The following is a 26,915-nucleotide window of genomic DNA, read 5'->3' on the forward strand; positions in this document are numbered from 1 at the left end:
AGGGAGCGACATGTGCGGTGCATGCGGAAGGACCACCGTGGCGGACCCCGCCCTGGGGCCGGTGCGGACTATGCGGCAACACCTGATCGTGGCCGCCACGGTCAACGCCCTCTGCACCGGCCTCCCCGGCGCGCCGAAGGTGACCGCCCTCAAGGACGGCTGGTTGATGACCGCCGCCGCAGGGGCCGCCCGGCAGTGCCAGACACTCGAAGAACTGTGGTCCGCTGTGCTCGGCTGCTTCACTGACGCGTCAGTTCTGGACCACCTGCACAGACGCGGGCAGGCCTACGCAACTGACCCGGCCAACGCGGGCCTGCCTGCACGGGCTGCCGGACTGCTGCCCCACCCGACCACTATTAAGGAGATTTTGAATGACTGATTACTCCTCGCTCTGGTCACCTATCCGGATCGGTGCCACCCACCTGGACAACCGGGTGGCGCTTGCTCCTATGACGCGGATCAGCGCAACCGAGGACGGGCATGCCACGGAGAAAATGGCTTCCTACTACCAAACCTTTGCGCGCGGAGGCTTTGGGCTGCTGATCACGGAAGGTATCTACCCGGACACCGCCCACAGCCAGGGCTACCACTTCCAGCCGGGCCTCGCGACAGAGGAGCAGGCCCGGTCCTGGGCAAAAGTGGTCAACGGCGTGCACTCGGAGGGATCGAAAATCTTCGCCCAGCTGATGCACGCGGGGGCGCAGAGCCAGGGGAACCGCTTTGTCACTTCCTCCGTGGGCCCATCTGCGGTGGCACCCAAGGGGGAGCAGCTGGGCTTCTACCGCGGCGAAGGTCCCTACCCTGTTCCTTCCGCGATTACCTTGTCCCAGATGAAGGAGGTGCTGGACGGTTTCGTCACCGCCGCGCTGCGCGCACAACAGGCCGGATTCGACGGCGTGGAAATCCACGGTGCCAACGGCTACCTGCTGGACCAGTTCCTCACGGACTACCTGAACCAGCGCGATGACCACTACGGCGGATCACCGGAGAACAGGGTGCGCTTCGCCGCTGAAATCTGCCGGGACGTCCGCGAGGCCGTTGGCCCGGACATGACGGTGGGAATCCGCATCTCCCAGTCCAAGGTCAGCGACACTGACCACAAGTGGAGCGGGGGAGTGGGGGAAGCCGAAGTCATTTTCGGCACCTTGGGTGCAACGGGGATCGATTTTGTCCACACCACCGAATACCGCGCCACCGAGCCCGCCTTCGCGGATGCGGAGGAATCCCTGGCTGCGCTGGCCAAACGGTACTGCGGGGTACCGGTTATCGCCAACGGCAAACTGGACGATCCGGACACCGCGGTGTCCATGCTGGCGGACGGCTCAGCGGACGTGATTGCCCTGGGCAAGGGAGCCTTGGCCAACCGGAACTGGCCGCATCTTGTCCGCAATAATATGGAATTCGAAGAGCTCGACCCCTCCGTGTTCGCTCCTTTTGCGGATGTCAAGGACTGGGAACTGGAGGACCCCTCCTAAAAAATCCCAGACTCGGCGTAAACCAGAATTAGTAAGGTTAGCCCTTCACCTCATACGCCTTCGGCAGCTTCAGGCCGCGCTCCTCCATGAGGGTGCGCAGGCGGGTGGGGTAGTCGGTGATGATGCCGTCCACGCCCAGGTCCATCAGGCGCTCCATGTCCGCGGTGGTGTTCACTGTCCAGGGGACGACGGGCAAGCCAAGTTCGTGGGCTTCGGCGATCATCGCGGGGGTGACGGAGCTGAACGTGGGGGAGACGACGTCGTACCCCTGCGCAGCTGCCGCCTTGGGCAGGGAACCGGCGTAGTCGTCGATGTCGATGCCACCAAGGTTCCGGCTGGCGCCCGGCTGGCCCACGCCCATCCAGGCGTTGCCGCTGGAGAGCGCCACCAGCGGCAGCTCCGGTGCGATCTCCTTGGCGAGGTTCAGCGAGGACCAGTCGAACGACTGCACTGTGGTGCGGTCCGCCATGCCGGAGGCCTGGATCTCGGCCACCACGGCGCGGGTGAGGGACTCCATACCGGCGCCGCCCACCTGGCTGCTCTCCACCTTGGTCTCCACGTTGAAGCGGACCTTCGCGGCGCCCGTGTCCCGGACCAGCTGGTAGACGTCCTTGAGCTCCGCAATCCGGTTGCCCTCCACGACGTCCTGCTCCGGGTAGCCGGACAGCTGCTTGAAGCCGCAGTCGAGTGTCTTGATCTGCGCCAGGGACAGCTCGGCCACGCGGTCGCCTACGTACGGGAACTCGGGATCCGTGCCGGCGGCGGCGGCCGTGTCCTTGCACTTGCCGGCCTGGATGGTGTCGTCGTGCCACACGATTACCTTGCCGTCCTCGGTCCTGTGCGTGTCCAGCTCCAGTGTGGTGACGCCCAGCGCCAGGGAGTTTTCGAACGCGGCCAGAGACTCCTCGGTCCACTCACCGCGGCCACCGCGATGGCTCTGCAGGTCGAAGGAGCCGTTTCGCTCGTTCGTCTTAATTGCTGAGGTAGCGGTGCCAGTAGTGTTCGACGACGGCGTGTTGGCTTCGTTCTCGGAGCCCGCGACGGCGGGGCTCGCCATGGCGGCGATCAGGGCGGCGGCTGCCGCGGCAGTCAGGACGTGGCGCATGGGTGGTTCCTCCTGGTGAGACGGGGACCGGCTGGTGGCCGGTGACCCGCCAACGCTAGGGAGGGCAGGTTGCGTGTTTGGTGCCGGGAGTTGGAGCAGAGGTTAACGTGGGGTGCCGGTCCGTTGTCATCCGGCAGCCTAGTGCTGGTGTTCCTTGACGGGCCGGGGCCGCTTCCAGTTCGACTCGCGCGGGCCCGGCGGGTAGGCCGCCGTCTTTCCGGCGTAGGCGATGGCCAGTGCTGCGATAACCGGGAGCGCCGCAGCCGCCGGAACCAGCAAAGGCCCGGCCACAACCAGAGCGGCAGAGCCGTAGAGGGCGCCGATGGTGATACCCAACTGGATGGTCAGGACCGTGAGCCCGTTGGCGGCGTCCTTGTTCTCCCGGCCGGCGCGGAGGATTGCCGACTGGTTGTAGATGCCAATCGCGCCGAGCCCGGCGCCCCACACTGTCATCAGTGCGAGCGCGATGACAAGGTTGCCACCCACGAACGGCAACGCCAGCATCGAGACGGCGATTGCCGCCGTCGTCATCAGCAGCGAACGGCGCGGGTGGGAATCAACGGTCATCCCGGCGATCCAGATGCCGAGCAGGCCGGCGACGCCGAGGACGGTGAGGGAGAGGCTGATGGCGTAGTCGGGCAGGCCGGCCTCGCGGATGTACGGGGCGATGTAGGTGAAGAGCGCGAAGTGGGCCAGGATCAGCAGCGGCCAGGCGATGGCGACGGACTTCACGCCGGGCTGGGCAATTGCCGCACGCATTGAAGGGCGGACCTCACCGGCGCCGCGCCGGACGGACGGCAGGAACAGGAAGCCCAGGACGGCGAGGAGCACGCCGAACCCGGCGAGCGCCATAAACGCCGAGCGCCAGCCGAGGACAGTGCCCAGCGCAGTGCCGATCGGGGCGCCGATGGCCAGGCCCAGGCTGTTGCCGCTGAAGACGATGGCGAGGGCCTTGCCCACTTTGTCGGCCGGGACCACGCGGGCGACGTACGGGGCCATCGTGGTCCAGAGCAGCCCGTGTGCCAGGCCGCCCACCAGCCGTGCCACCATCGCAAACGTGAAGTCGGGGGCGATACCCACCAAGGCGTTGCTGAGCGCGAACGTCAGGACAAGTGCCACCAGCAAGGGCCGCTTCGGTATGTTGGCGAGCAGCCGCGCGGCGGGCACCACCGTGATCACGATGACGGCGGCGTAGGCGGCAGCAAGGTAGCCGGCCACCGGCTCGGACACATTCAGGCCGGCGCTGATCTGGGGGAGCAGGCCGGAGGGGAGCAGTTCTGTGGTGATGGCGGTGAAGGCGATGGTGGCCAGGACAACCATGGCGGCCAGCGGGAAACGCTGGGGCGCCGGCGCGGAAATCGCGGAAGACATCAAGGGGGATTCCATTCAGGGGGGAGGGAGCAGAACCGGGCGCTGCTGGCCTAACAATTCCTCCACAAAGTTTACAGGGTGAACTAAGGGCCCCGGTGCAAATGCGGCGCGGTGCAGGGGGCCCTGCTGGTACCTCCCAGGCGCGATCTGCGCCAGACTGGAGGCCGGTCCCACAACGAAAGCAGATTCCCTTGATTACTCTCCAGCAGGACGCAGAAGGCTTCATTCGGATGAACCGGCACTACCCGGCCAGCGTCCGCATCAGGATCGCTTTCACCGACGGCAGCACCGGGGAGTTCTCAGGCCTGACCCTCAACAACGCCTATGACGAAGCCGTCGCGGAATTCCGGGCGAAGAACGGCCTCGACGCGCGGGGGTTCTCCAGGACGACTGCGGGCCGAACAAACTCCGGCAACAAAGTGGATTTTGTCCGGGTGCATCCCGGGATGGGGGAGTAGCTGGCGCGCCCGCTCCCAGGCGTCGTCGCGGTGCCGGCCTGCGTTCCACCGGCAGGTGTTCCAGCAACTGGTCCTTCCACCCATTCATCCAAGCCTCTAGCGTGGAGGCGGGAACACCGGGTCCGGGTTTCGGTAGGAAGAATTGGAGAACCATGCGAATTGTTGTTATCGGTGGCAGCGGCCATATCGGGACGTTCCTCGTTCCCCGGCTGGTGCGTGCCGGCCATGAGGTCATCAACATCAGCCGTGGAACCAGCAGGTCCTACGTCGATGCGCCCGAGTGGCAGCAGGTGCGCCCGGTGATTGCCGACCGTGAGCAGGAGGACCGGGACGGCACCTTTGGGGAGCGGGTCGCGGCGCTGCAGGCCGACGTCGTGGTGGACCTGGTGTGCTTCACCCTCGAATCGGCAACCGCGCTGGTCAGCGCCCTCCGCGGGAGGGCGGCCCATCTGCTGCATTGCGGGTCCATCTGGCGGTACGGGCCCAGCCGCAAGCTGCCCATCGCCGAGGGCTCCGACGCCGCCGCAGCCCCCATCGGTGACTACGGCATCCAGAAGGACACAATCGCGCGCATGCTGAAAGAAGAGACAGCAGCCGGGGGACTCGCCACCACGTCCCTGCACCCCGGGCACATCGTCGGACCGGGCTGGCACCCCATCGGGCCGCTCGGGAACCTTGACCCCGGCGTCTGGCATACCCTGTCCGCCGGCCAGCCGCTGCAGGTGCCCGGAAGCGGCACCGAAATGATGCACCATGTCCACGCCGACGACCTCGCCCAGGCCTTCGCAAAGGCCATCGAGCACCGCGACGCCGCCGCCGGCGAGGACTTCAACATCGTGGCCCCCACTGCGCTTAATGTCCGGGGATACGCGGAGATCGCCGCCGGTTGGTTCGGGCACCCGGCGGCGCTGGAACCAATCTCCTGGGAGCAGTTCCGCGGCAGCACCACGCCTGAGCATGCCGACGCGAGCTGGGGCCACCTGTACCGCAACCACTGCTTCAGCATCGAAAAGGCCAAGTCGCTGCTGGGCTATGCGCCCCGCTACGAGCCCGAAGAGGCTGTGCTCGAATCCGTCCGGTGGCTCATCGACCACGGGCAGCTCAGTGTTGCCCGCCCGCTGGGCGTCCCGGCCAACTGACCGAAGGGGACCTGGATGAAAACCAATCAGCTGTTGCTGGAGTCATTCGGCCGGATCCGGGAGACGGTGGAGGCCGCACTGGAAGGGCTCGACGGCGGCGCCCTCACCGAGCGGCCGGGTGGCACCGGCAAACCGCGGGCTTCCTGGCGGGACTCGGGGACGAGGACCTGGACCGCATTGTGGACCGGCGCTGGGATCCGCCGGTCACGCTAGGTGTCAGGCTGGTGAGCACTCTTGCCGACTGCCTCCAGCACGTGGGGCAGGCGGCCTACGTCAGGGGGCTCGGGCGCACGTAGGACAGTCGGGGCCACACCGCTACGTGCCCGTGCACTCGATCGTGACCGTCCCGGCGTCGCCGTCCACGCTGACCTGCTGGCCGGTGGCAATCCGCTGCGTGGCCACTCCGGTGCCGAGGACGGCGGGGATGCCGTACTCGCGGGCCACGATGGAGCTGTGGCTCAGCGGGCCGCCGACGTCGGTCACTACGGCGGAGGCCATTGCGAAAAGCGACGTCCAGGCCGGAGTGGTGATGCGGGCCACCAGGACGTCCCCGGGTTCCATCTTGCCGAAGTCCTGCTGCCCGGCCAGGAGCCGCGCGGGGGCGCTGACCCGGCCCGCGCTGGCTCCAACGCCTTTGATGATGTCGCCGCTCTGGTGCTGCGAGCCCGCCGGCATCATGGACCCGAAGGCCCGCTCCATCCACCGGCTCTCGGGAAGCATCTGCGGGGCGGCGGCCTTCGCCTGGCCCCGCCACAGCATCCTGCGCTCCTCGACGGCGGCGGCACGGACGGGCCGCTCAGCTCCGGCAATAACGACGGCAGCCCGGGCCGCGGGCGCGGTCCCTCCGCCGGGCGCGCTGCCTCCGGGCGCGGCGAGGCCGAACTCGACGGCGCTCCTCAGCTCCTGGAACCGCAGCCAGAACACATCGTCCGGCGAAGCGATCACAGAAGAATCAACCAGCCGCTGCCCTAGCTCGAGCAGCATCTCCCGCAGCAGCGGCCAGGCCAGCCCGACGTCGGCAAGCGCGTCCTCGCGGAGCGGCGCGAGGTCCTGCGCCCACCGGAGCAGCCGGAGGAACGCCGCCCGGCGCCGCGGTCCGAGGCGGCCGGCCATCTGCTCAGTGAGCGACTCCCGTCGCTCGGTCAGCTGCCGCTGCCGCTCATGCGGGTCGGTGCCCTGCCCGCGCAGGTAGAACTTCACCGTCTCCAGCAGGACGGACGGGTCGTCGGCCGCCACCGGGCTGGCGAAGTCCAGGTTGTAGACCGCGTGGCCGTACAGGCCCAGGTGTTCCCGGAAGGCGAAACGCCATTCCTGCCACAGGACGCCGTCCACCCCATCCGGCGGCGAACCGGTACGCAGGCACTGGGCGAGCACCGCCGTCGGACGCTCCACCAAAGCCGCTGTCAGCGCGGGGTCGCTGCGGGCCCAGCCAGCCAGATCGTACAGCGACTTCTCGGCGCGGATGGGTTCGCTGTCGTAGCCGAGGAGGAGCGTCTGGGCCGGCGGATCGCCGTCGCGCCGGACCAGCTTGTCGTAGAACGCCCGGAAGGAGATTTCGCTGGTGGCGGCGAGCGGAATGATGGACTGCACGGCCGTGTAGTACACGGTGCCGGCGTCCAGGAGCGCCTGCACGCCCGCCAGCAGTTCCTCCCCGGTGAGCTCCGCCGGGGGCTTCGCCTGCCAGTCCTTGATCACCCGTTCGTACCGGGGGTGCGAGAACCCGCGCCAGCCGGCCACCCCCATGTGTGCCTTGCCGCGGGCCAGCGCGCCCACCGCCGTCAGCGCCTTGCCCATCATCCGCCACATGCCCGAGCTGCGGTAATAGTAGTAGGCGTAGCCGTTGACGGTGGGCAGCCCGATGTCGACGTCGCGGATCACGTTCTTGCCCAGGGCCTCGGCCATCAGGGCCCGCAGCGACCGCGCCACGGAACCGTCAATCAGGTCAGCGAACAGCGGCGAGAGCGGGTCCGGCAGCTGTTCCACGATGCTCGCCCGGAAGTAGAGCCCGTTCGGATAGGGCAGGGGCCAGGTCTCCGGGGTATCGGCCGCCGGTTCAGGCAGGGCAGTGATGGGACGGGACTGCAATACGAAGAACCTGCCATCTGCCCGCGCCCACTCAATGTCCTGCGGCGCACCGAAATGCTCGGCGCTCCGCTTGCCAAGGCTGGCCAGCTCGGCCGCCGCCTGGTCGTCAAGCACCGGCGTACGACGGCGGGCTGCCGCCACCGGCTGCTCCCGCGTCCCGTTCTCGGCGTAGACGGTCATGACTTCCTTGTCGGCTGTCTGCCGCGACACCACCGAGCCGGTCCCGGCGTCGACCACCACATCATCCGTGGTGACGGTCCCGCTGACCACCGACTCGCCCAGGCCCCATGCGGCGCTGAGCACCGTCTGGTCCCGCCGCCCGTTGGCGGGATTGGCGGTGAACATGACCCCGGCGGCCTCGGCCCCCACCATCTGCTGAATGACGACGGCGAGGCGCACCTCCTCAGGTCCCACGCCTTCGCGGGCACGGTAGGCCATCGCCCGCGCCGTCCACAGGGAGGCCCAACAGTCGATCACGGCTTTCGCGAGGGCGTCCGCGCCACGGACGTTGAGGTACGTTTCCTGCTGCCCGGCAAAACTGGCCGATTCGAGGTCCTCGGCAGTGGCGGAGGAGCGCACCGCCACTGGCGTATCCTCACCGCGAAGACGCGCGTAGGCGGCCAACAGTTCGGCTTCGATCCCGGCCGGCATAGTGCCGCTCCGGAACAGGGCCCGGATCTGTTCCGAGGCATCCTCATAGTCCTGCGGCGCAGCCTGCGGTGACAGCGTGGACAGGTCCTGGACCGCCGTCCCGAGATTGTTGCGCGCGACGAAGTCCGAATAGGCAGCGGTGGTCAACACAAACCCCGCCGGGACCGGCAGCCCGGCTTGGATAAGGCCGCCCAGTCCGACGGCCTTGCCGCCGGCCACGGCGACGTCGTCCCGTCCCACACTGCCTAAATCCTGAACAAAGGTCATGACTGTGCGTCCTTGCTGCCCGGTGTCGGGCGCCTGGATAAACCTGGTCCTCAACATACTGGCACCAGAGCGGACAGGAGGCCACGGGCTAAAGCCCTCCACCAGGACCAGTTCCGCTGCGTCTCCCACTGCACTGCTCCGGCCTTTTGGTACGGGCCTGTCCAGAGCTAGGCTGGACTTGACCGCAACAGGGCCGGGAGGACGCGCAGCATGGCTGAAGACCGGGCACCTGCCGCCCCCTTTGACCGGGTAGTCCTGATATTCAATCCCGGCAAAGTTGGAATGTCCGCGCGGATTGACGTCTTGCAGCGAAATCTAGCAACTGATCTGCCGAACCTGCCAGTCGACTTGCTGCCGACGGACTTTGCCGGGCATGCCCGCGATCTGGCTCGATCAGCGGCCGGGAGGGGGTCCCCGCTCATAGTTTCGGTCAGCGGTGATGGCGGGTACAACGAGGTGGTTAACGGGGTGATGGACGTTCCCGCCAACAGGGCGGTGTGCACTGTGCTCCCGGCAGGCAACGCCAATGATCATCACAGGAGCATGCCCGAAAAGCCGCTTACAGAGGCCATTCGCGAGAGCCGGGTCCGCCGCATCGACCTGTTGCGCATAACGTTCCGCGGTGCAGAGGGGCAGCAGGTCGAGTACGCCCACTCATATGTGGGGTTCGGGCTCACGCCGTTAATGGCTATCGGAATCGAAAAGGGCGGAAAGGGGAAAGTCCTCGAACTCATATCCGTAGCCCGGACGCTTTCTGGCCTGAGGCCGTTTGAGCTCGTGCGCGCCGATGGTGCCACAGCGCAGTTCGACAGCCTGATCTTGGCCAACATTTCGCGGATGGCGAAGTACGGGACAGTCAGCGAGCCGAACCATCCGGACGACGGTCAGTTTGAGGTGGTGACGTTGCCCCACGCGGGGCGTTGGAAAATGGCGCTGATGACTCTTCGGGCGGTGACGCTGGGACTGGGGCGCCAACCCAGCGTCAGCAGTTATGCCTTTACGACGCGTAATGCTGTCCCTTGCCAGATTGACGGCGAAGTGGTTCATGTTCAGGCAGGCACCCATGTTCTGGTCGAAAGCGCCCAGGGTGCTCTTGCCACCATCTGAAGGACCAGTCACGACGCTCCGACACGAGCCCGTGGTTTTGCTTCTGCCTCCCGGAGGGCGCCGTACACATGGGGGCCGAGAAGGTGGGAGGACGGGGCCGCCTAGTCGAATGAGGGCTGACGGCCGGACCGGTAAGCAGAGGCGATGACGGGTTCGAGTTCGTCGATTACCGTTCGGTTCCCTGGAAGAACCACATGGGCAAGGAACTCCAATTCAAGGGTGGCAACGCCTGCCCCCACCGCCGCAAGTTTGGCGTCTATTGACAGGGCCAGGGCGTGCCAGAACCTGCGGTTCGCACGTTCGAGGACCTTAGCCTTCGCTTCGCGGATAGGGCCCTCCGCCGTGTCCCTCGGAATTACCGTGGTTCCATCAGGCTGCGGCAACGAAACTACGATACGGAATTGCCTCCCGTCGCCCTTGAAAGCGATGGCGCTCCGGTTTTCACGCTGGCTGAAAAGAACGTCCGTCGCCCCATACTCCACGAGCGCTCGTTTGATGTGTTCCCGGGATGCCCCGCTGCTGAAGGAGTCGCCACGGGTGTAAGGACTTGTCATCGTCCAACTATGCGCCTTTTAGCCTGCTTCCTATGCCCCCACGACACTGTGTTGCGCGCCCAATAGCAATGAGGACCGCAGCGCCCTTCCCCGTAATCTTCCCGGATGCCGAAGGGGTGTTTCTGCGGCGCTGCCCGCCGTAGGCTATGGGCATCCATCACACCCAGGAGGCAGCATGCGCAAAGCAAATACAGTGACCGAACCCGAGCAGGTCCTCCCTCTTGCTGAGAACCTCATGGCCCACTTGGCCAAGGGGAGGGAATGGGCCACTCCCGGGGTACAGACGGCACTGCAACGAGCCGTAACCGGGCTCGATACAGGCATTGAAACCGCATCACCCCGCCTCCAGGCAGTAGTGCGACGGCTCGCTGACGAGTTGGCGGGCGGGGTGGAGACTCTGAGCCCGCGGGTCCAGGAGCGTTTGAAGCGGGTGGCGCCGAAAGCCGCGGCCGACATCGTGGATCCCGCCCCGGTCACGGCCGTGCGGCCGGCATCGCGAATGGCGTGGTTGATCGCAACTCTTCTGGCAGTCGCCGGGTTTGGCGTGTGGCGTTCCCTGCGGACGAACCGTGAAGAACCTGGGTCCTCGGCCCCCTCGCAGGACCGGGACGTCGAGGATTTCGACGCCGATCCGGACCTCGCCGCGGGCCGTATCTAGAGGGCCCTCGGCAGGGCCTCACCCGGCTCTGCTCATAGGAACTGTCGTTATTGGTCCGCGGGAGGCGTTCACCCGCGGGCCTTCCTGAGGCCCAACCTGCGCCGACGCGCCGGGCGCTGCCCGGTTAGCGGGCGGACCCGGCGCCAGGTTCTGTGGAGACGGTTGCGGCTGGTGTCCGCAGGAGGGGAAGCCGAAGCCACCAATGACGAGCCGTTCCTGCGGCGCCGCACCCGTAGGAGTACCGCTACCGTCAAGCCCAACCATGCGAAAGCCGCACCAAAAACCAAGAACACCGCCGGGATCGACTCCATGATTGAGTTTAGGCCCGGAACCGCCCGCAGGCCCTACCCGTTCCTATGGTGCCAACCATTTTCCCAAACGAATTCCCCATTCTTCTGTCGGCTGACCCCTAATGCTTCCCTTTTCCGGTTGGCGGTCCGACGTCGCGCCTATATCATTTCCTAAGCATGCTTACCATTGCCGTTCGAGTCAGTCAGTCAGCGGCATGGCGGGTCTGCCTCTGGTGCACGATTGACCGGAGCAGGCGCCAGCCAAGTTAAGCTTTGAACTTGCGCTTATGGGTACAGTCACCGCATAAATGCAGGACGGAAACGAACAGGGGCTTGATTTGGCAGGGAATGCAACCTTCCGGCACAGCAACACCGCGCTGCTTTCGGTAAGCAGTGTCGAGGCTCCGAGGATCGTCAGTTCCACGGATTTCGACCGCAGGCTGGCGTGCACCCTGCAGCGGCTGAAATTCCCGCCCCGGCTGTTGGAGCGCGTTGCCGGGGTCACGCACCGCCGCTGGTGGGCACCCGGGACCTCGTTTGATGATGCTGCTGCCGAAGCGGGCGCGAAAGCCCTGGCCGAGGCAGGTGTGGAGGCGTGCGACGTCGGCCTGCTGATCAACACTTCGGTGACGCGGCGCAATCTGGAACCGTCCGTCGCGGTGAAGATCCATCACGGACTCGGCCTCCCGTCGTCGGCCATGAACTTTGACCTGGCCAATGCCTGCCTGGGGTTCGTGAACGGTTTGACGCTCGCGGCCAATATGATCGACTCCGGCCAGATCAAGTACGCGGTGATCGTCAACGGCGAGGACGCCGAGTCCACGCAGGAGGCCACGCTGGCCCGGCTCGAGCGGCCGGAGACCACGCGCGAGGACTTCAACCGCGAGTTCGCCACCCTCACCCTGGGCTCCGGAGCTGCCGCCGCCGTTTTGGGGCCCGCTGACCAGCACCCCGGTGCGCACCGGATCCTGGGCGGCGTGATGCGCGCCGGCACGGAACACCATGAGCTGTGCGTGGGCGGCATTGATGGCATGGCAACCGACACAAAAGGCCTGCTCGACGGCGGCCTGCAGCTCGTCGTCGACGCCTGGCACGAAGCCCGGCCGGAGTGGGACTGGGCCGCCATGGACCGCTACGTCACGCACCAGGTGAGCAACGCCTACACGCAGGCCATCATCGACGCCATCGACCTGGATCCCGACAAGGTGCCCATCACGTTCCCGCACTGGGGCAACGTGGGCCCAGCCTCCCTCCCCATGACCCTCGCCGCCGAAGCGCAGTCCCTTGAAGCAGGGGACCGGGTGCTCTGCATGGGTGTGGGGTCCGGGCTGAACACCGCGATGCTGGAAATCGTTTGGTAGCCGCGGGCTGGCCCGGCGTCCGCCCGGGATGGTCGCGCGAAATTGATGTGCCGTCCACGTCCGACGCCGATGCGCCGGGCACAGTGCGCCGCTGGCACCTGCTGGACAACGGCGAAGAGCTGGCCCGCCTGGGCCTGACTCCCGCCGGAACCCTGCTGTGCGTGCACGGCAACCCCACCTGGTCGTACCTGTGGCGGACGCTGCTGGCCGCCGGCTCGGACCCTGTGCACCCCTGGCGCGTCATCGCGGTGGACCAGCTGGACATGGGTTACTCCGAGCGCACGGGCACCTTCCGGCGCCTGGCGGACCGGATCAACGACCTCGGCGACCTGACGGACGCACTGGGCCTGGACGGCCCCGTGATTACGGTGGGGCACGACTGGGGCGGCGTAATCAGCCTGGGCTGGGCCCTGGCGCACCCGCAGCAGCTCGCCGGGGTGGTGCTGACGAACACAGCGGTCCATCAGCCGACCAGTTCGGCCATCCCGCCGGCCCTGCGGCTGGCCCTGCACCCGGCCGTGCACGGGTGGGGAACCACGACATCCGATGCCTTCCTGCGGGTGACGCACTCGCTGGCGCACCCGCCGCTGCCGGCCGATATCCGCAAGGCCTACATGGCGCCCTACCGCGGGGCCGACCGCCGGACCGGGGTCGGAAACTTCGTCGCCGACATTCCCGTGGACGCGTCCCACCCCAGCTTCCTGGCGCTGACCGGCGTTGCGGAAGGCCTGCGCGGGTTGAAGGTTCCGGCGCTGATGCTCTGGGGCCCGCGGGATCCTATCTTTTCGGACCGGTACCTCAAGGACCTTCTCACCCGGCTTCCGCACGCGGATGTGCACCGCTTCGAGGGTGCCGGCCATCTCGTGCCGGAGGACCGGGACATTGCCGCGCCGGTTTTCCAGTGGCTCGCGGAGAACGTTGGTGTCAACGGAAGTGATGCCTTGGACGGCACGACGGCCGGTGGCCAAGTGCAGGAGACGGCTGAGCGGGAGCCGCCCGCCTTCCGGCCCCTGTGGGACCTGCTCGGCCAGCGGGCGGCAGGGCCGGCGGGAGGAGATACCGCCGTCGCGGAAATGGCAGCGGACGGCAGCACCGCCCGCTCGCTCAGCTGGCAGCAGCTGGACCGGAACATCCTGGACCTCGCCGCGGGTCTGCGCGAAGCTGGAGTGGGACGCGGCAGCCGGGTGAGCCTGATGGTTCCGCCCGGGGTGGACCTGACGGTAGCCCTATACGCCTGCCTGCGCCTGGGCGCCGTGGTGGTGGTGGCCGACGCCGGACTGGGAACCAAGGGCCTGAGCCGCGCCGTGAAAGGGGCCACCCCCGATTTCCTCATTGGGATCAACAAAGCGCTCGCTGCTGCCTCCGTGCTTGGCTGGCCGGGACGGCGGATCAGCGTGCAGGACCTCCCGGCCGCCCCCCGTCGGCTGTTGGGCGTCGAGACCTCCCTCTCGGCCCTATCCCGGTCCGGTGCTGGCCGCGGTTCGCAGCTGACGGACAGTGTGGATCCGGAGGCCCCGGCTGCCGTCCTCTTCACGTCCGGCTCCACCGGCCCCGCCAAGGGGGTGCTCTACACGCACCGGCAGTTGGCCTCGATGCGGGATACGGTGGCCGAAACCTTCGCGATCCGTTCCGGTGCCCGGCTGGTGGCGGGTTTCGCCCCGTTCGCCCTGCTGGGACCGGCGCTCGGAGCGGTGTCCGTAACGCCGGCGATGGACGTCACGGCACCCCGCACCTTGACGGCCAGGGCGCTCGCCGACGCCGCCGCGGCCATCGACGCCACGGTGGTCTTCGCCTCGCCGGCGGCGCTGCGGAATATACTTGCCACCCAGGATGGCGTGAGTGCCGCCGGGCACAAGGCGCTGGAAGGTATCGAGCTGCTGCTGTCTGCGGGCGCGCCCGTCCCGGCACCGCTGCTGGCTGAGGTCCAGCAGCTGCTGCCCCGGGCCTCGCTCCACACCCCGTACGGGATGACTGAGGCGCTGCCGGTCACCGACATCAGCCTCGAACAAATCCAGGCCGCCGACGCCGATGCTGCCGCCGGCACCGTGGCCGGAGCAGGCAACGGCGTGTGCGTGGGGTGGCCGGTGCACGGCGCCCGTGTGGCCGTGATCCCGCTGGCAGCGGACGGCACCGCACCCGGACGCGATCCCGGGACCGAGGCTGGCGTCACCGGCGAGATCCTGGTCAGCGCCCCGCACGTCAAGGAAACGTACGACAGGCTCTGGCTGACCCAGGGGAAGAGCACCAGCATTCCCGGGTGGCACCGGACCGGCGACGTGGGGCACTTCGACTCCTCCGGCCGGCTGTGGGTGGAGGGACGCCTCGCCCATGTGGTGACTGCACCTGGTGCTGTAGTGACGCCCGTGGGCGCCGAGCAGGCGATCGAACGCCTGGACGGCGTCCGGCTTGCGGCGATCGCCGGGGTGGGACCGGCAGGCACCCAGGCCGTGGTCGCCGTCGTCGAGACCGATCCTCCCGTTCGCAAGGCCGGCCCTGCTGCGCCGCAGCTCGCCGGGCATGTCCGAAGCGCGGCCGGTAAGGCTGGCGTAAGTGTCTCCGCCGTGCTCGTCGTCCCCGCACAGCCCACCGACATCCGGCACAACGCGAAGATCGACAGGAGCCGCCTGTCCAGCTGGGCTTCACGGGTGCTGGCTGGCGGCCGTCCGGGAAAACCGTGAGGGTCCTCGTCACCGGCGCAAGCGGGCTGCTTGGGGGAGAAGTGGCCCGGCTCTTAGTGCGGCAGGGCCATGACGTGGTCACCTTCCAGCGCCGTCCCTCAGGGGTCGACGGCGCCACTGACTTCCGCGGATCGCTTGCCGACGATGGCGTGCTACGGGAAGCAGTCCGGGGCACGGAAGGAATTATCCACCTGGCCGCCAAGGTTTCCTTCACAGGCCGTGCCGCGGAGTTCGACGAGGTGAACGTCGAAGGAACCCGTCGCCTGCTTCATTGCGCCCAGGCGGCAGGAGCGGGGGACGTGGTGTTTGTCTCCTCCCCGTCGGTGGCCAATTCCGGCGCCGCCATCGCCGGGCTTGGTGCGGAGCCGGCGGACCCAGAGCGAGCGCACGGCGACTATTCCCGCACGAAGGCCGAGGCGGAGCTGCTGGCGTTGGCGGCAAACGCTCCGGACTTCCGGGTCGCGGCGGTGCGCCCGCACATCGTGTGGGGCCCCGGCGACACCCAACTGGTGGAACGGGTCCTGGCACGCGCCAGCCAGGGCCGCCTGCCGCTGCTTGACGCCGGCGCGGCCTTGATCGACACCACCTACGTGGACAATGCGGCCTCGGCAATTGTGGCCGCGCTGCACCGCATGGACCACGTCCATGGCAGGGCCCTGGTGGTGAGCAACGGCGAGCCGCGTCCGGTGGGGGAGCTGCTGGCCGGCATCTGCGCTGCGGGCGGGGTTCCGGCGCCGCGGTGGTCCGTGCCGGGCGGGGTGGCGCGTGCGGCGGGAGCGGTGGTGGAGAAGCTGTGGACTTTGGCCGGGCGGCAAGAGGAGCCGCCGATGACCAGGTTCCTCGCTGAGCAGCTCTCCACCGCCCACTGGTTCGACCAGCGCGAAACCCAGGAGCTCCTGGACTGGACGCCCGCTGTCTCGATTGATGAGGGACTGGCGAAGCTGGCCGAGCACTATGGTGCCCGGTCGGCGTCGTGAACCACCAGTCCCTAGGCCACTACAGGGCGGGCCCGCATCCGAACGAGGAGCCAGAGTGTCCGCGGGACCGGCCAGAGGATGGCCAGGGCGAGGGCCGGCACCAGTGAGATGCCGACGTCGGGAAACTGGCGGACCACCACGAACAGGTGCGTGTCGAACTTCGCGGGGGCGTAGTCGAGGCACAGCCACAGGACGAAGGCATCGAGGGCGACGGCCGCAGCAGCGTAAACCAGGGGAACCCGCCGGCCCTTGGACCGTGGGCGGAGCAGGAATCGCAGTGCCAGCCACAGGCTCAGCAGTTCGGCGAGCAGCAGTCCCATCGCAACCGCCCAGCTGTAGCGCTGGAGCCAGTCCTCCTGAGTAACAGCCGGCACAGGGCGCTGCCCGTGGAGAATCCGCAGGATGTTGGTGTCGATGGCTTTCAGCTGCGACGGGGCGGCGGCGTGGTTGGCGTTGATCACCAGCGCCACGCCCAGCCCCGAGGACGGAACCATGCCCAGGTAGGTGTGGCTGTTGCCCCATTCGCCCTGATGCTCGAGGAGCAGCGGCAGAGTCTCCTCCGGGACGGGAAGTGCCGCGGGATCGGTGGACTCCACGAGCGGCCGGGTGAACCAGCCCATGGCGTACTGCTTGGCTTCGTCGATCGGCACGCCGGGCTCGAACATCGCTGCCACGCTCTCGGGCCGGAGGATCCGGGCGGCGCCGTACCCGCCGCCGACGAGCAGTGCGATCAGCTCATGGCCCAGGTCCTCGGCCGAGGCGTACAGGGTGGAGGAGGGCATCCCGGCAGTGGGTGCGGGCACGTCGGTCTGGTGCCAGAAGGAGCCGAACCAGAGGGAGTAGCCGGCGGCGGCGTTGTCGGCGCGGGCCGCAGCGCGCGTCGGGTGGCTGTGGACCATCTCCAGCGGCCCAAAGACGTGTTCCTTCAGGTAGTCCCCGAACGGCTGGCCGGAGACCGTCTGCACCAGGAGGCCCAGGATGTTGAAGTTGGCGCTCGCGTAGTGGAAGGCCTCGCCCGGGTTGCCCGCCAGAGGAGAATTTGCCAGTGCCCGGACGCCTTCTACAAGGGTCTCCGGGGTCTGCGCGTCCGAGGCCTCGAATGCGGTGTCCCTGGAGCCCATGCCGCTGGCCTGGTGGAGCAGGTGCCGCACCGTGATCGCTGATGAGCGGCTGTCATCCAGCGTGAACCAGGGCAGGTAGGTCTGCACCGGCTCGTCGAGTCGCAGCCGGCCGGCCTCCACCTGCTGCATCACGGCGATGGCTGTCAGGGACTTGCTGGTGGAGGCGAGCAGGACCGGCGTCTGCGCGGTCATCGGCCGCCCGGAGTCGTCGGCTTGGCCGAAGGCGGCCGAGTGCACTTGGGTGCCGTTGCGGACGACGGCGACCGCCGCACCGGGAATGCCTAGCGTTTCGAGCTGCTCGCGCAGGTAGGTGTTCACCGCCGCGTAAGTTTGCTCGGGATTGGCGGAGTCCGTGGACACGGGGCCGGTGCATGCCGCGGCGGGAGTGCCACCGCAGAGGAGCCCTGCCACCAGGAAGCACAGCAGCAGGCAGCGCGATGACCACCATATTGTCTGCATGGCTGCACCTGCTTCGGCTGTCCGTCACTTCACGGTAGGGCCTGGCCAAGCGGAAGACAACGCATGGCCGGGCGCTACCGGACGTGCCACAAGTGCAAGGCTCGCGGCAGATACTCCTGGAAGTGCGCCTACTCCGTGACAGCCACCGGAACCGGCTCACCGGGGCGTGCGGCAGGAGTGCTGCGGCGGCGCCAGTAGGCCGCGAGGACTGCGCCCGAAACGTTGTGCCAGACCGAGAAGATGGCAGCAGGCAGGGCGGACTCCGGAGTCAGGTACTGCCGGGACAACGCTGCGGCAAGCCCTGAGTTCTGCATCCCAACCTCAATCGCGGTGGTGCGCCTGGCGGGGATGGGCAGCTTGAACAGACGGGCTGCGCCGTAGCCGAGGGCATAGCCCAGGCCGTTGTGCAGGATGACCGCGGCCAGGACCAGCAGTCCGGCAGTGAAGATGGCCTTGGCGCTTCCGGCAACCACCGCAACCACCACGAGGGTGATGGCGAGGACGGAAATCCAGGGAAGGGCAGGCAACGCCTTAGTGACCAAACGCGGCAGGAAGACACGGAGCACGAGTCCCAGCATCACAGGGATCAGCACCACCTGGACGATGGACCACGCCATCGAGCCGGCGTCCACCGGCATGTACTGGCCAGCCAGCCACAGAGCCAGCATGGGGGTCAGCAGCGGAGCGAGCAGCGTGGAAACGGACGTCATGGCAACGGACAAGGCAACGTCGCCCTCGGCCAGGTAGGACACCACGTTCGACGCCGTTCCACCCGGGCAGCAGCCCACCAGGATTACGCCGGCGGCCAGTGCAGGCGGCAGGCCCAGCGCCGCGGCAACCAGCCAGCCAAGCAGCGGCATGATGACGTACTGCGCCACAACACCAATCACCACCGGAACCGGGCGCTTGGCGATGATGGCGAAGTCAGGGGGTGTGAGCGTCAGGCCCATGCCGAACATAATGACGCCCAGCAGTGGAGTGATCCACGGGGCCAGGCCCGTGAAGGCTGTTGGCATAGCAAGCGCTATGGCGCCTCCGGCCAGGATAAGGATGGGAAAGAGCGTGACGGCGACGCGGGCGCTGCGTTCTTCGGCGGCGGATGCCGTGGTGGAAGATTCGGATAAGGGAGACATACCTACCGGATTATCACAGTGGAGGTGGGGTTCCGGAATCAATGCGCGTTGATGACGACGGCGCCGTACTTCATGGCGCTACTGAAACTGCCTGTTGCAGAAGCAATCGAGGCGGCCCATCCTTGCAGATAACGCAAAACGGAGACAGCTGAGGTGTGCACATGTTGGAGCTTGCCGTTGGGGTTCGTCAGCTGGCCGGTTTTCCCCGCAATCAGATCAATGTCTATCTGGTGGAAGACGTCCTGGTGGACGCAGGTACTGTCGCGGCGAAGCGCCGCATCCTGCGTCAGGTCCGCGGCCTCAACCTGAAAGCGAACGTGGTTACCCACGCCCACCCTGACCACTTCGGGTCCTCGCGTGCCGTTTGCACCGCACTCGACATTCCGCTCTGGGCCGGGGCCCTGGATGCCCCCTTCGTGGAATCAGGCAAAGCAGTTGCAGGGACTGGACGGCTGCCCCGGCTCATGGCCACGTACAACAGGGCGCCGAGCCACCCGGTGGACCGGCTGCTGAAGGAAGGCGACGAGGTTGCTGGATTCACTGTGCTCCATGTCCCCGGGCACACTCCGGGTCACATTGCCCTGTGGCGTGAAGCGGACAGCGTGCTGATCTGCGGGGACGTCTTTTTCAACATCCGCCACCTGTCCAAGCCTCCTGGCCTTTTCACGTGGTCGCCGGAGCGCAACGAGGAGTCGATGCGCCGCCTTGCGGACCTCCAGCCACGGCTTGTCTTGTTCGGTCATGGCAAGCTGGCCACGTTTGGTCCAACAGCTTCCGGCGGTGGATTGCTCAAATAGCCTCGAAGCCCGTCTTCGTCCAGCCGGCGCTGCCGATCCTGGTTCAGGTCAAGCCCGGCCGCTCCCGGGTCCAAACCCGGGAGCGGAATCTCGGCTAGCGGTACCAGCCCACCGAACGGTCGAAGCTGGCTATCAGGGCTCCCGTCCCTGGTGCGTCGCCTCCGCCGGCAGGAAAGTACATGGCTCCGAACTCTGCGCCCTGGGCTTCGATTTGTGCCTGTGCCCAGACCTTGGCGGCTTCTATGTCCTTCACCGGGATGCTTTCCCGCGTGGTGCTGCCTGCGCTGTGATGGATGTCCAGCTGGTATTCCCCCGGCTGGGAAGCCCCCTCGTGGTGGACGGGGTCGCGTTCATCCCGCCTGCTGATCATCACCTGCGCCGCGGCATGGAGTATCGAGGGGTCTTTGGCGTTGCCCCCATGCTCCTGCTGTTCCATCCGCAGGCGTGAAACCACGCTCTCGACGGTGTCGTCATCGCTGACGGTGTAGGCCGCAGCGTTGAGATCAACTTCTGAACCGCCAACGCTTTTCAAGTACTTCATAAATTGCTCGGAGCTGGACTGCTTGGAGTTCATGCACCCTCCCTGAGGGTAATCGCGGCGATTGCCGACCCAGCCAACACTAGACCTCATTAGCTGCTTTCCACCGGTATGACCAGGGAAACTTCCCGCTTGGGCAGAAGCGAGCGCGCCCATCCGGCACGGACCCCGGCGCCCGGATTAGGTTACAACCGCTTACAGGCGCATGCTGGGCAACGAGGCACGGATACTCGGGATACTTAATTCCCGGGTTTGTGACTCAAGCGCCGATCAGTTCGATCGATCGAAACCCTGTCATCCGTTATGCAGCCAGCGGCCCTGATGGACTCGTTTGAGCGGACTCGGGGCCGCGATAGTTCCCGGCGAGGTCATTCCCGGCTGGAGGGCCCGCCAGTACCGCCAGCCGGTCCTGCTGGAGAAGCCTGACCATGAGAAGGGCCTGACAGAAGTTCATGTCGTGGCCGTTCAGGTCTTCATCAACGACGAGGACTGCGCCCCCTGACTGGCGGGCCAACCGACGGTTTAGAGTCTTTGCCTATGAACAGCGCAGCCAGTAACGTCCCGGTTCGGCCCTTCCAACGCGTCCTCATCGTCCACGGGTATGAATCGTCGCCTCATGCAAACTGGTTCCCCTGGCTTCAGGCCGCCCTCGAAGCTGAAGGCATCGCAGTCACCGTCGTTCCCCTCCCCGATTCTGACGATCCTGACAAGGCTGCGTGGGAAAACGCGGTCAGCGCGGCACTCGGGGTGCCCGATGCGGCCACGGTGGTTGTGGCCCATTCCCTGGGTGCGGTCACCGCCCTGCGGGTACTCGCGGCGCTGCCGGAACCATGGGAACTGGGTGGTCTCGTGGTGGTGGCTGGGTTCACTGAACCACTGCAGGCTCTGCCGGAACTTGATGGTTTCCTCGCAGCTGACGTTGATGTTGAACGGCTGGTAACGAGCATTGGAGAACGAATAGTTCTTCGCTCCGACACGGATCCTTTCGTGCCGTCGGCGGCATCGGATGACCTCGCCAGGCGACTGGGCGCACGGCTTCAGGTTCATCCGGGAGCAGGACACTTCATGGCAGACGATGGTGTCACGAGGCTGCCGGCTTTGCTTGACCTGATTCGATCCCAGTAGAGGCTTCACCAAAGCAGTCGCGGACTGCAACAGGAGCTGCAGGAACAGGACCCGGGCGTGGTGAAGGATCAACAGAGCGCATGACATTTGAGCCTGAAAGTTGTTTCCGCTCAACTCCGGGTTTCGCGCTGCACGCTGCGAGCCAGCAGACTGTCCTGGTGAAGTGGACGCGTGCGAAGGACTGGCTGATCGGTGCTGCTGGAATGGTCCTCCTCTTGGGACTCGTGGTTGCGATTTTCTGGTGGGCGGTGAGCGACCCGGCAAACACGGCCAAAGCAGGGCCAGCGCCCTCGCCGACGGCGGGGGCCGAGCGCACACCGGGCGCCGAGCCGCCCGGAGACCTGGGTCAGGAGGGAGTGTGGCTATCCGACGTCGTGCTGGATGCCGGGACAGTGGTGGCCGCTGGTTCCACCCTCCGCGACGTTCGGGCCGTCGGGCAGGACGTGGTCACTGGGCCGGACGGGCTGGTCGCCGCACAGCTCACTGTGGACGCGACCGTGCCGTTCAAGGTTGTGGCTGACGAGATCGGGAGCGGGACAGTGGTCCGCGCTGCTGACGGCGGTCAGGCCAGTGTGGTCCGCACCGTCGAAGCCCTGGGGCGAGAAGTCCGCGTCGTCGCCACCGGCACGGTCAAAGTCCATAACGGCAGGCTCATTGTGGAGCCACGCTCAATCGACATTGGTGGGCCGGCCTTCCTCTCCGACGCCACCGCCGCGGTCGTGCGCGGGCTCGTGACCATCGAGCACGACATCAAGGGGCTGCCCGAGGGCCTCGTGCTGCAGGATGTCGCGGTCCAGGGCGACGGCTTCCGTACCACCCTCCGCGGCGAGGACGTCAGGCTCGTTCCCTAAACCTCCGCCCTCATCTGTGCACCTCCCGGGCCCCACCCATGCTCCGCCGTCCTGGCTACGAAGTTATAAGTGGAGAACGCCCGTTCATCCCCTCCTACAGGGCGCAGATACTTCCCGCCGGCAGCGCCGCGGCCCGCGTTGAGGGCACCTATGTCACCGTCGCCGGCAGCCGGAACCTGCCTCCCGTTACCCGTGGCAGCTATGTGACGATGCCCACGAGATTCAAGGCCAGCTGAGGCGCAACTGCTGCTCAGGATTTCTGGTCTACAACAATCACGATCTTGCCGCGGGTATGCCCTTCCATATTGGACCGGAAGGCATCAGCAGCATCCTCCAGCGGAAAGACCGCGGCAACTTCCACGCGGATCTTCCGGCTGTCCGCCAGGTCGGCGAGTTCCTGCAGGTCGGCGCCCACGGGGTTGACCCACATCCAGTCACCGCCGTGCTCTTCCACTTCACTGTCGGCGATTGAGGCATGCCGGCCTCCTTCGGCCAGCACGGCCAGCGTCGCCTCGAGGTTTCCGCCGACGAAATCGGCAACGACGTCCACGCCATCAGGACGCAGCGCGCGAACGCGCTCGGCGAGCCCGTCCCCGTAGGCAGTTGGCTCGGCTCCCAGGGAGCGGAGGAACTCGTGGTTTTTCTCGGAGCCAGTGGCAATGACACTGGCGCCCAGGGTCACAGCGATCTGGATGCCAAGGGAGCCCACACCTCCGGAACCTCCGTGGATCAGTACAGTTTCGCCGGCCTTCAGGCCCAGCCGGTTGAGGACCTGGTAGGCGGTCAGGCCGGCCAGCGGCAGGCCCGCCGATTCATTCCACCCGAGCGAGGCAGGCTTCCGGGCCAGGAGCCGCTCCGGCAGCGCGATGTACTCGGCAAAGCTTCCACCGTGCACGTAGTCCTTGCGGCCGTAGGCAATGACCTCGTCGCCGGGCTGGAACTGCCTGGCGTCAATTCCCACCGACTCCACAACCCCTGCTACATCCCAGCCGGGGATGGCGGGAAACTGCAGATCCATGATGGGATCCAGATACCCCGCCATGATTTTCCAGTCCACTGGGTTCACTGCGGCTGCCTTGACTTTGACCAGGACCATTCCCGGCCCGACTTTCGGCATGGGTTGGTCGCCAAATTCGAGGACATCAGGGTTTCCGTACGAGCTGTAAGTGATTGCCTTCATGCCTTCCACAATGGCACAGGCATGCCTCGCTATTCCGGAACCCGACGCGTCAGGCAACGGACCGTTAGGGTCGTTCCATGACCACTGACGCTCTTCGGCCTGTCTATTTCCTTTCGGACAGTACCGGCATCACGGCGGAAACACTGGGCAACACGTTGCTGACCCAGTTTCCCGGGAACAACTTCGACCGGATCACCATCCCCTTCATCACCACCGTTGAGCAGGCGCGGTCGGTGGTAAGGATTATCGACAGCGCCGCCGCTGCCGGCCCGGCGCCGCTCGTCTTTTCCACCGCGGTCAGCAGTGACATCCGCCAGACGCTGTCCACCTGCCGGGGAATCATCGTGGACCTCATCGGCTCATACGTGGAACAGCTGGAGCATGCACTGGGCAGCCATGCCAGCGGGGAGCCTGGCCGGGCGCACGGCCTGGGAAACGCTGCCCGCTACCAATCGCGGATGGCCGCCGTCGAGTACGCCATGGAGCACGACGACGGCCAGAGCCTGCGTGCGCTGGAGAAGGCCCAGGTCATCCTGGTGGCCCCGTCGCGGTGCGGGAAGACACCCACCACCATGTACCTGGCGCTGCAGCACGGGATCTTCGCCGCGAACTTCCCCCTGGTGGAGGAGGATTTCGCCCGGGAAGGGCTGCCCAAGTCGCTCAAGCCCTTCGTGTCGAAATGTTTCGGCCTCACCACCAACCCGCTGCGCCTGAGCCAGGTACGCACCGAACGGCGCCGGGGCTCCTCCTACGCCTCGCTGCGCCAGTGCGGGTTCGAACTGCGCAGCGCCGAGCGCCTGTACGAATTCCACGGGATTCCGTACCTCAACTCCGCCAGCGTGTCGGTGGAGGAGATGGCGGCCACCATCCTGCAGAAGATGAACCTCAAGCACTAGGGAAAAGTTTCACAAGCGTGCTGTGGCACACATCACGTGGCGTGGTTCTGGAAGGCCTGCCAAGGTGGAGGAGACTTTTGCCCTCACCCGGCCACCGCCGGGAGCCGGGCCTTGGCATATCACCCTCTGCGAAGGAGCAGTAATTATGGCGACAGACATCCTGTGGTTTTCGGAACTCGGACTCAAGGACCTGGACCGGGTGGGCGGCAAGAACGCCTCCCTGGGCGAGATGGTTCAAAACCTGACCTCAGCCGGCGTCCAGGTGCCCGACGGATTCGCCACCACTGCCGATGCCTACCGCAACTTCCTCGCCGATTCCGGGTTGGACCAGCAGATCGCCGACCGCCTGGTGGGCCTGGACATCGACGACGTGACGGCGTTGGCTGCTGCCGGGCAGGACATCCGGTCCCTGGTGCGGCAGACGCCCTTCCTCCCGGACTTTGAGCAGCAGCTCCGCGACGCCTACAAGCAGCTGGTGGAGAAGCACGGCGGATCCGATGACCTCTCCTGGGCCGTAAGGTCCAGCGCGACGGCGGAAGACCTCCCCGATGCCTCCTTCGCCGGGCAGCAGGAAACCTTCCTGAACGTCCGGGGGATTGAGAACATCCTGGCCGCCATCAAGGACGTGTTCGCGTCGCTCTACAACGACAGGGCCATCGCCTACCGGGTGCACCACAAGTTTGAACACGCGGACGTGGCACTCTCGGCGGGCATCCAGCGGATGGTGCGCTCCGACGTCGGGGCCTCCGGGGTTATGTTCACCATGGACACCGAATCCGGCTTCCAGGACGCAGTGTTCGTCACCTCCTCCTACGGCCTGGGCGAGGCCGTGGTCCAGGGTGCGGTGAACCCGGACGAGTTCTATGTGTACAAGCCGGCGCTGCAGGCCGGCCGTCCCGCCATCCTCAAGCGCGGACTGGGGGAGAAGGCCCTGCAGATGACCTACACCACCAGCCAGGAGATCGGCCGCACCATCGACTTCGTCCCGGTGGAGGCCTCCCTGCGAAACCGCTTCAGCCTCAGCGACGAGGATGTGGAGCAGCTGGCCCGGCACGCCGTGGCCATTGAGAACCACTACGGCCGGCCCATGGACATCGAGTGGGGCAAGGACGGGATCGACGGCGGCCTGTACATCCTGCAGGCCCGCCCGGAAACGGTGCAGTCGCGCCGCGCCCCCGGCACCCAGACCCGCTTCCGCCTCAACGGGACCGGCCCGGTCCTGGCGGAGGGCCGCGCCATCGGCCAGCGCATCGGCGCTGGCAGCGTCCGCATCCTCACCGCCATCGATCAGATGGCCGCCTTCCAGACCGGCGATGTCCTGGTGGCGGACATGACGGACCCGGACTGGGAACCGATCATGAAGCGGGCCTCCGCGATCGTCACCAACCGCGGCGGACGGACCTGCCACGCTGCCATCATCGCGCGGGAACTGGGGATACCCGCCGTCGTCGGTACGGGCAACGCCACGGACATCCTGTCCGACGGGCTGGACGTCACCGTCTCCTGCGCCGACGGCGAGACAGGCGTCATCTACCAGGGCCTGCTGGACTTCACGGTGGAGGACACCGGAATTACCAAGATGCCGGACGCGCCCGTGAAGGTGATGATGAACGTGGGCACCCCGGAGCAGGCGTTCACCTTCGCCCAGCTGCCCAACCACGGCGTGGGGCTGGCCCGGCTCGAGTTCATCATCAACCGCCAGATCGGCATCCACCCCAAGGCGCTGCTGAACCTGGACAGCCAGCCGGAGGACGTGCAGGCGAAGATCCGGGAGCGGATCGCCGCCTACAGCAGCCCGCGCGAGTACTACATCAAGCGCCTGGCAGAAGGCGTGGCCACCATCGCCGCCGCGTTCGCGCCGGAACCGGTAATTGTGCGCATGTCCGACTTCAAATCCAACGAGTACGCCAACCTCATCGGGGGACCGGCGTACGAGCCGCACGAGGAAAACCCGATGCTCGGCTTCCGCGGCGCCTCCCGCTACCTGGAGCCGTCCTTCCGGGACTGCTTCGACCTGGAGTGCGAGGCCCTGTCCTTCGTGCGCAACGAGATGGGCCTGACCAACGTCAAGCTCATGATCCCGTTCGTGCGGACCCTGGACGAAGCCCGCGGCGTGATCGAGTTGCTCGCCGAGAACGGGCTGCGCCGCGGCGAGAACGGCCTTGAGGTGATCATGATGTGCGAGCTGCCGTCCAACGCGCTGCTCGCCGACGAATTCCTGGAGTACTTCGACGGCTTCTCCATCGGCTCCAACGACATGACCCAGCTCGCCCTGGGCCTGGACCGGGACTCGGCCATCGTGTCCGCCGGCTTCGACGAACGCGATCCCGCCGTCAAGAAGCTCCTCAGCATGGCCATCAAAGCCTGCCGGGAACGCGGCAAATACGTGGGCATCTGCGGCCAGGGCCCGAGTGACCACCCGGACCTCGCCGAGTGGCTGGTGGAGCAGGGCATCGAGTCCGTCTCCCTGAACCCGGACACCGTGGTGGACACCTGGCTCCGGCTCGCGGACGTCGCGGCTGGCACGTCCGCTGAAGGCGCCGCCCTGGTGGGGACGCGCTGACCCCGCCAGACTGAGCCGCGTGGGGGCGGTGGGAGGGGGTCTAAGAGAGGTCCCGGTGTTGGGGGAGGGGGGGACA

25 protein-coding genes are annotated in these 26,915 nt (G+C 66.7%); 17 read left to right on the forward strand and 8 right to left on the reverse strand.

All coding sequences use genetic code 11. The annotated features are described in order from the left end of the window. Positions 1-37: 37 nt before the first annotated feature. Together AC50X7_RS14180 and AC50X7_RS14185 are read left to right on the forward strand one after the other, a co-directional pair. Positions 38-379 carry a hypothetical protein gene (locus AC50X7_RS14180; protein WP_494979602.1) on the forward strand — a complete coding sequence of 114 codons (342 nt, stop codon included), beginning with the start codon at positions 38-40 and terminating at the stop codon, positions 377-379. After that, positions 372-1,475: an oxidoreductase gene (locus AC50X7_RS14185; RefSeq protein ID WP_494979603.1), complete on the forward strand. Its 1,104-nt coding sequence runs from the start codon at positions 372-374 to the stop codon at positions 1,473-1,475. Before AC50X7_RS14180 ends, AC50X7_RS14185 begins: the two co-directional genes overlap by 8 nt. Positions 1,476-1,512: 37 nt before the next feature. Here the strand turns inward: AC50X7_RS14185 and AC50X7_RS14190 are convergent, their stop codons facing one another. Together AC50X7_RS14190 and AC50X7_RS14195 are read right to left on the reverse strand one after the other, a co-directional pair. Next, positions 1,513-2,580, reverse strand: a complete 1,068-nt coding sequence (locus AC50X7_RS14190; protein WP_494979604.1) for a glycerophosphodiester phosphodiesterase family protein — start codon at positions 2,578-2,580, stop codon at positions 1,513-1,515. Between the two features lie 138 nt (positions 2,581-2,718). Continuing rightward, positions 2,719-3,951, reverse strand: coding sequence for an MFS transporter (locus AC50X7_RS14195; protein WP_494979605.1), 1,233 nt, complete (start codon positions 3,949-3,951; stop codon positions 2,719-2,721). Between the two features lie 191 nt (positions 3,952-4,142). Between AC50X7_RS14195 and AC50X7_RS14200 the strand changes: the two genes are divergently transcribed. The 3 genes from AC50X7_RS14200 to AC50X7_RS14210 all read left to right on the forward strand — a co-directional run bounded on the left by AC50X7_RS14200 (position 4,143) and on the right by AC50X7_RS14210 (position 5,761). Then, entirely contained in the window at positions 4,143-4,409 is a 267-nt protein-coding gene (locus AC50X7_RS14200; protein ID WP_494979606.1) for a hypothetical protein, read from the forward strand. Between the two features lie 152 nt (positions 4,410-4,561). After that, entirely contained in the window at positions 4,562-5,548 is a 987-nt protein-coding gene (locus AC50X7_RS14205) for an NAD-dependent epimerase/dehydratase family protein (RefSeq protein ID WP_494979607.1), read from the forward strand. 15 nt (positions 5,549-5,563) lie between these two features. After that, complete coding sequence (locus AC50X7_RS14210) at positions 5,564-5,761, forward strand: hypothetical protein (protein WP_494979608.1); 198 nt, start codon at positions 5,564-5,566, stop codon at positions 5,759-5,761. A 102-nt stretch (positions 5,762-5,863) separates the two neighbouring features. Here AC50X7_RS14210 and AC50X7_RS14215 read toward each other — a convergent pair whose 3' ends face one another. Next, positions 5,864-8,551, reverse strand: a complete 2,688-nt coding sequence (locus AC50X7_RS14215) for a PEP/pyruvate-binding domain-containing protein (RefSeq protein ID WP_494979609.1) — start codon at positions 8,549-8,551, stop codon at positions 5,864-5,866. A 210-nt stretch (positions 8,552-8,761) separates the two neighbouring features. Here AC50X7_RS14215 and AC50X7_RS14220 point away from each other — a divergent pair, with 210 nt between their 5' ends. Then, positions 8,762-9,658 carry a diacylglycerol/lipid kinase family protein gene (locus AC50X7_RS14220; RefSeq protein WP_494979610.1) on the forward strand — a complete coding sequence of 299 codons (897 nt, stop codon included), beginning with the start codon at positions 8,762-8,764 and terminating at the stop codon, positions 9,656-9,658. Positions 9,659-9,759: 101 nt separating this feature from the next. Here the strand turns inward: AC50X7_RS14220 and AC50X7_RS14225 are convergent, their stop codons facing one another. Next, complete coding sequence (locus AC50X7_RS14225; protein WP_494979611.1) at positions 9,760-10,212, reverse strand: hypothetical protein; 453 nt, start codon at positions 10,210-10,212, stop codon at positions 9,760-9,762. A gap of 175 nt (positions 10,213-10,387) precedes the next feature. On the opposite strand from AC50X7_RS14225, the gene AC50X7_RS14230 reads away from it, so the two are divergent. From AC50X7_RS14230 to AC50X7_RS14245, 4 genes are all read left to right on the forward strand, one after another. Further along, entirely contained in the window at positions 10,388-10,870 is a 483-nt protein-coding gene (locus tag AC50X7_RS14230; protein WP_494979612.1) for a hypothetical protein, read from the forward strand. Between the two features lie 598 nt (positions 10,871-11,468). Then, entirely contained in the window at positions 11,469-12,521 is a 1,053-nt protein-coding gene (locus tag AC50X7_RS14235) for a 3-oxoacyl-ACP synthase III (protein ID WP_494979613.1), read from the forward strand. Then, positions 12,515-15,199 carry an alpha/beta fold hydrolase gene (locus AC50X7_RS14240; protein WP_494979614.1) on the forward strand — a complete coding sequence of 895 codons (2,685 nt, stop codon included), beginning with the start codon at positions 12,515-12,517 and terminating at the stop codon, positions 15,197-15,199. Before AC50X7_RS14235 ends, AC50X7_RS14240 begins: the two co-directional genes overlap by 7 nt. Continuing rightward, positions 15,196-16,176 (forward strand): NAD-dependent epimerase/dehydratase family protein, encoded by a 981-nt coding sequence (locus tag AC50X7_RS14245; protein WP_494979615.1) that lies wholly within the window; start codon positions 15,196-15,198, stop codon positions 16,174-16,176. The genes AC50X7_RS14240 and AC50X7_RS14245 overlap by 4 nt, the downstream gene beginning before the upstream one ends. Before the next feature lie 11 nt (positions 16,177-16,187). On the opposite strand, the gene AC50X7_RS14250 is transcribed toward AC50X7_RS14245, so the two are convergent. Both AC50X7_RS14250 and AC50X7_RS14255 read right to left on the reverse strand, forming a co-directional pair. Beyond that, positions 16,188-17,756, reverse strand: coding sequence for a serine hydrolase domain-containing protein (locus tag AC50X7_RS14250; protein WP_494979616.1), 1,569 nt, complete (start codon positions 17,754-17,756; stop codon positions 16,188-16,190). Positions 17,757-17,884: 128 nt separating this feature from the next. Then, the gene (locus AC50X7_RS14255; RefSeq protein WP_494979617.1) at positions 17,885-18,889 is read right to left on the reverse strand and encodes a bile acid:sodium symporter family protein; all 1,005 of its coding nucleotides are present in this window, start codon (positions 18,887-18,889) and stop codon (positions 17,885-17,887) included. 161 nt (positions 18,890-19,050) lie between these two features. Between AC50X7_RS14255 and AC50X7_RS14260 the strand changes: the two genes are divergently transcribed. Continuing rightward, positions 19,051-19,686: an MBL fold metallo-hydrolase gene (locus tag AC50X7_RS14260; protein WP_494979618.1), complete on the forward strand. Its 636-nt coding sequence runs from the start codon at positions 19,051-19,053 to the stop codon at positions 19,684-19,686. Between the two features lie 94 nt (positions 19,687-19,780). On the opposite strand, the gene AC50X7_RS14265 is transcribed toward AC50X7_RS14260, so the two are convergent. Then, complete coding sequence (locus tag AC50X7_RS14265) at positions 19,781-20,260, reverse strand: hypothetical protein (protein WP_494979619.1); 480 nt, start codon at positions 20,258-20,260, stop codon at positions 19,781-19,783. 295 nt (positions 20,261-20,555) lie between these two features. On the opposite strand from AC50X7_RS14265, the gene AC50X7_RS14270 reads away from it, so the two are divergent. The 4 genes from AC50X7_RS14270 to AC50X7_RS14285 all read left to right on the forward strand — a co-directional run bounded on the left by AC50X7_RS14270 (position 20,556) and on the right by AC50X7_RS14285 (position 22,436). Further along, positions 20,556-20,726 carry a hypothetical protein gene (locus tag AC50X7_RS14270; protein WP_494979620.1) on the forward strand — a complete coding sequence of 57 codons (171 nt, stop codon included), beginning with the start codon at positions 20,556-20,558 and terminating at the stop codon, positions 20,724-20,726. A gap of 35 nt (positions 20,727-20,761) precedes the next feature. After that, on the forward strand, positions 20,762-21,349 hold the full coding sequence (locus tag AC50X7_RS14275; RefSeq protein WP_494979621.1) for an RBBP9/YdeN family alpha/beta hydrolase: 588 nt from the start codon (positions 20,762-20,764) through the stop codon (positions 21,347-21,349). An 80-nt stretch (positions 21,350-21,429) separates the two neighbouring features. Beyond that, complete coding sequence (locus AC50X7_RS14280; RefSeq protein ID WP_494979622.1) at positions 21,430-22,200, forward strand: LmeA family phospholipid-binding protein; 771 nt, start codon at positions 21,430-21,432, stop codon at positions 22,198-22,200. Positions 22,201-22,238: 38 nt separating this feature from the next. Then, on the forward strand, positions 22,239-22,436 hold the full coding sequence (locus AC50X7_RS14285; RefSeq protein WP_494979623.1) for a hypothetical protein: 198 nt from the start codon (positions 22,239-22,241) through the stop codon (positions 22,434-22,436). A 14-nt stretch (positions 22,437-22,450) separates the two neighbouring features. On the opposite strand, the gene AC50X7_RS14290 is transcribed toward AC50X7_RS14285, so the two are convergent. Continuing rightward, positions 22,451-23,380: an NADP-dependent oxidoreductase gene (locus AC50X7_RS14290; RefSeq protein ID WP_494979624.1), complete on the reverse strand. Its 930-nt coding sequence runs from the start codon at positions 23,378-23,380 to the stop codon at positions 22,451-22,453. A 77-nt stretch (positions 23,381-23,457) separates the two neighbouring features. Between AC50X7_RS14290 and AC50X7_RS14295 the strand changes: the two genes are divergently transcribed. Together AC50X7_RS14295 and ppsA are read left to right on the forward strand one after the other, a co-directional pair. Then, positions 23,458-24,276 (forward strand): pyruvate, water dikinase regulatory protein, encoded by an 819-nt coding sequence (locus tag AC50X7_RS14295; RefSeq protein ID WP_494979625.1) that lies wholly within the window; start codon positions 23,458-23,460, stop codon positions 24,274-24,276. Between the two features lie 145 nt (positions 24,277-24,421). Continuing rightward, on the forward strand, positions 24,422-26,839 hold the full coding sequence (ppsA, locus tag AC50X7_RS14300) for a phosphoenolpyruvate synthase (RefSeq protein WP_494979626.1): 2,418 nt from the start codon (positions 24,422-24,424) through the stop codon (positions 26,837-26,839). Positions 26,840-26,915 lie beyond the last annotated feature (76 nt).

This window comes from Pseudarthrobacter sp. Hb11 (genome assembly GCF_059383655.1).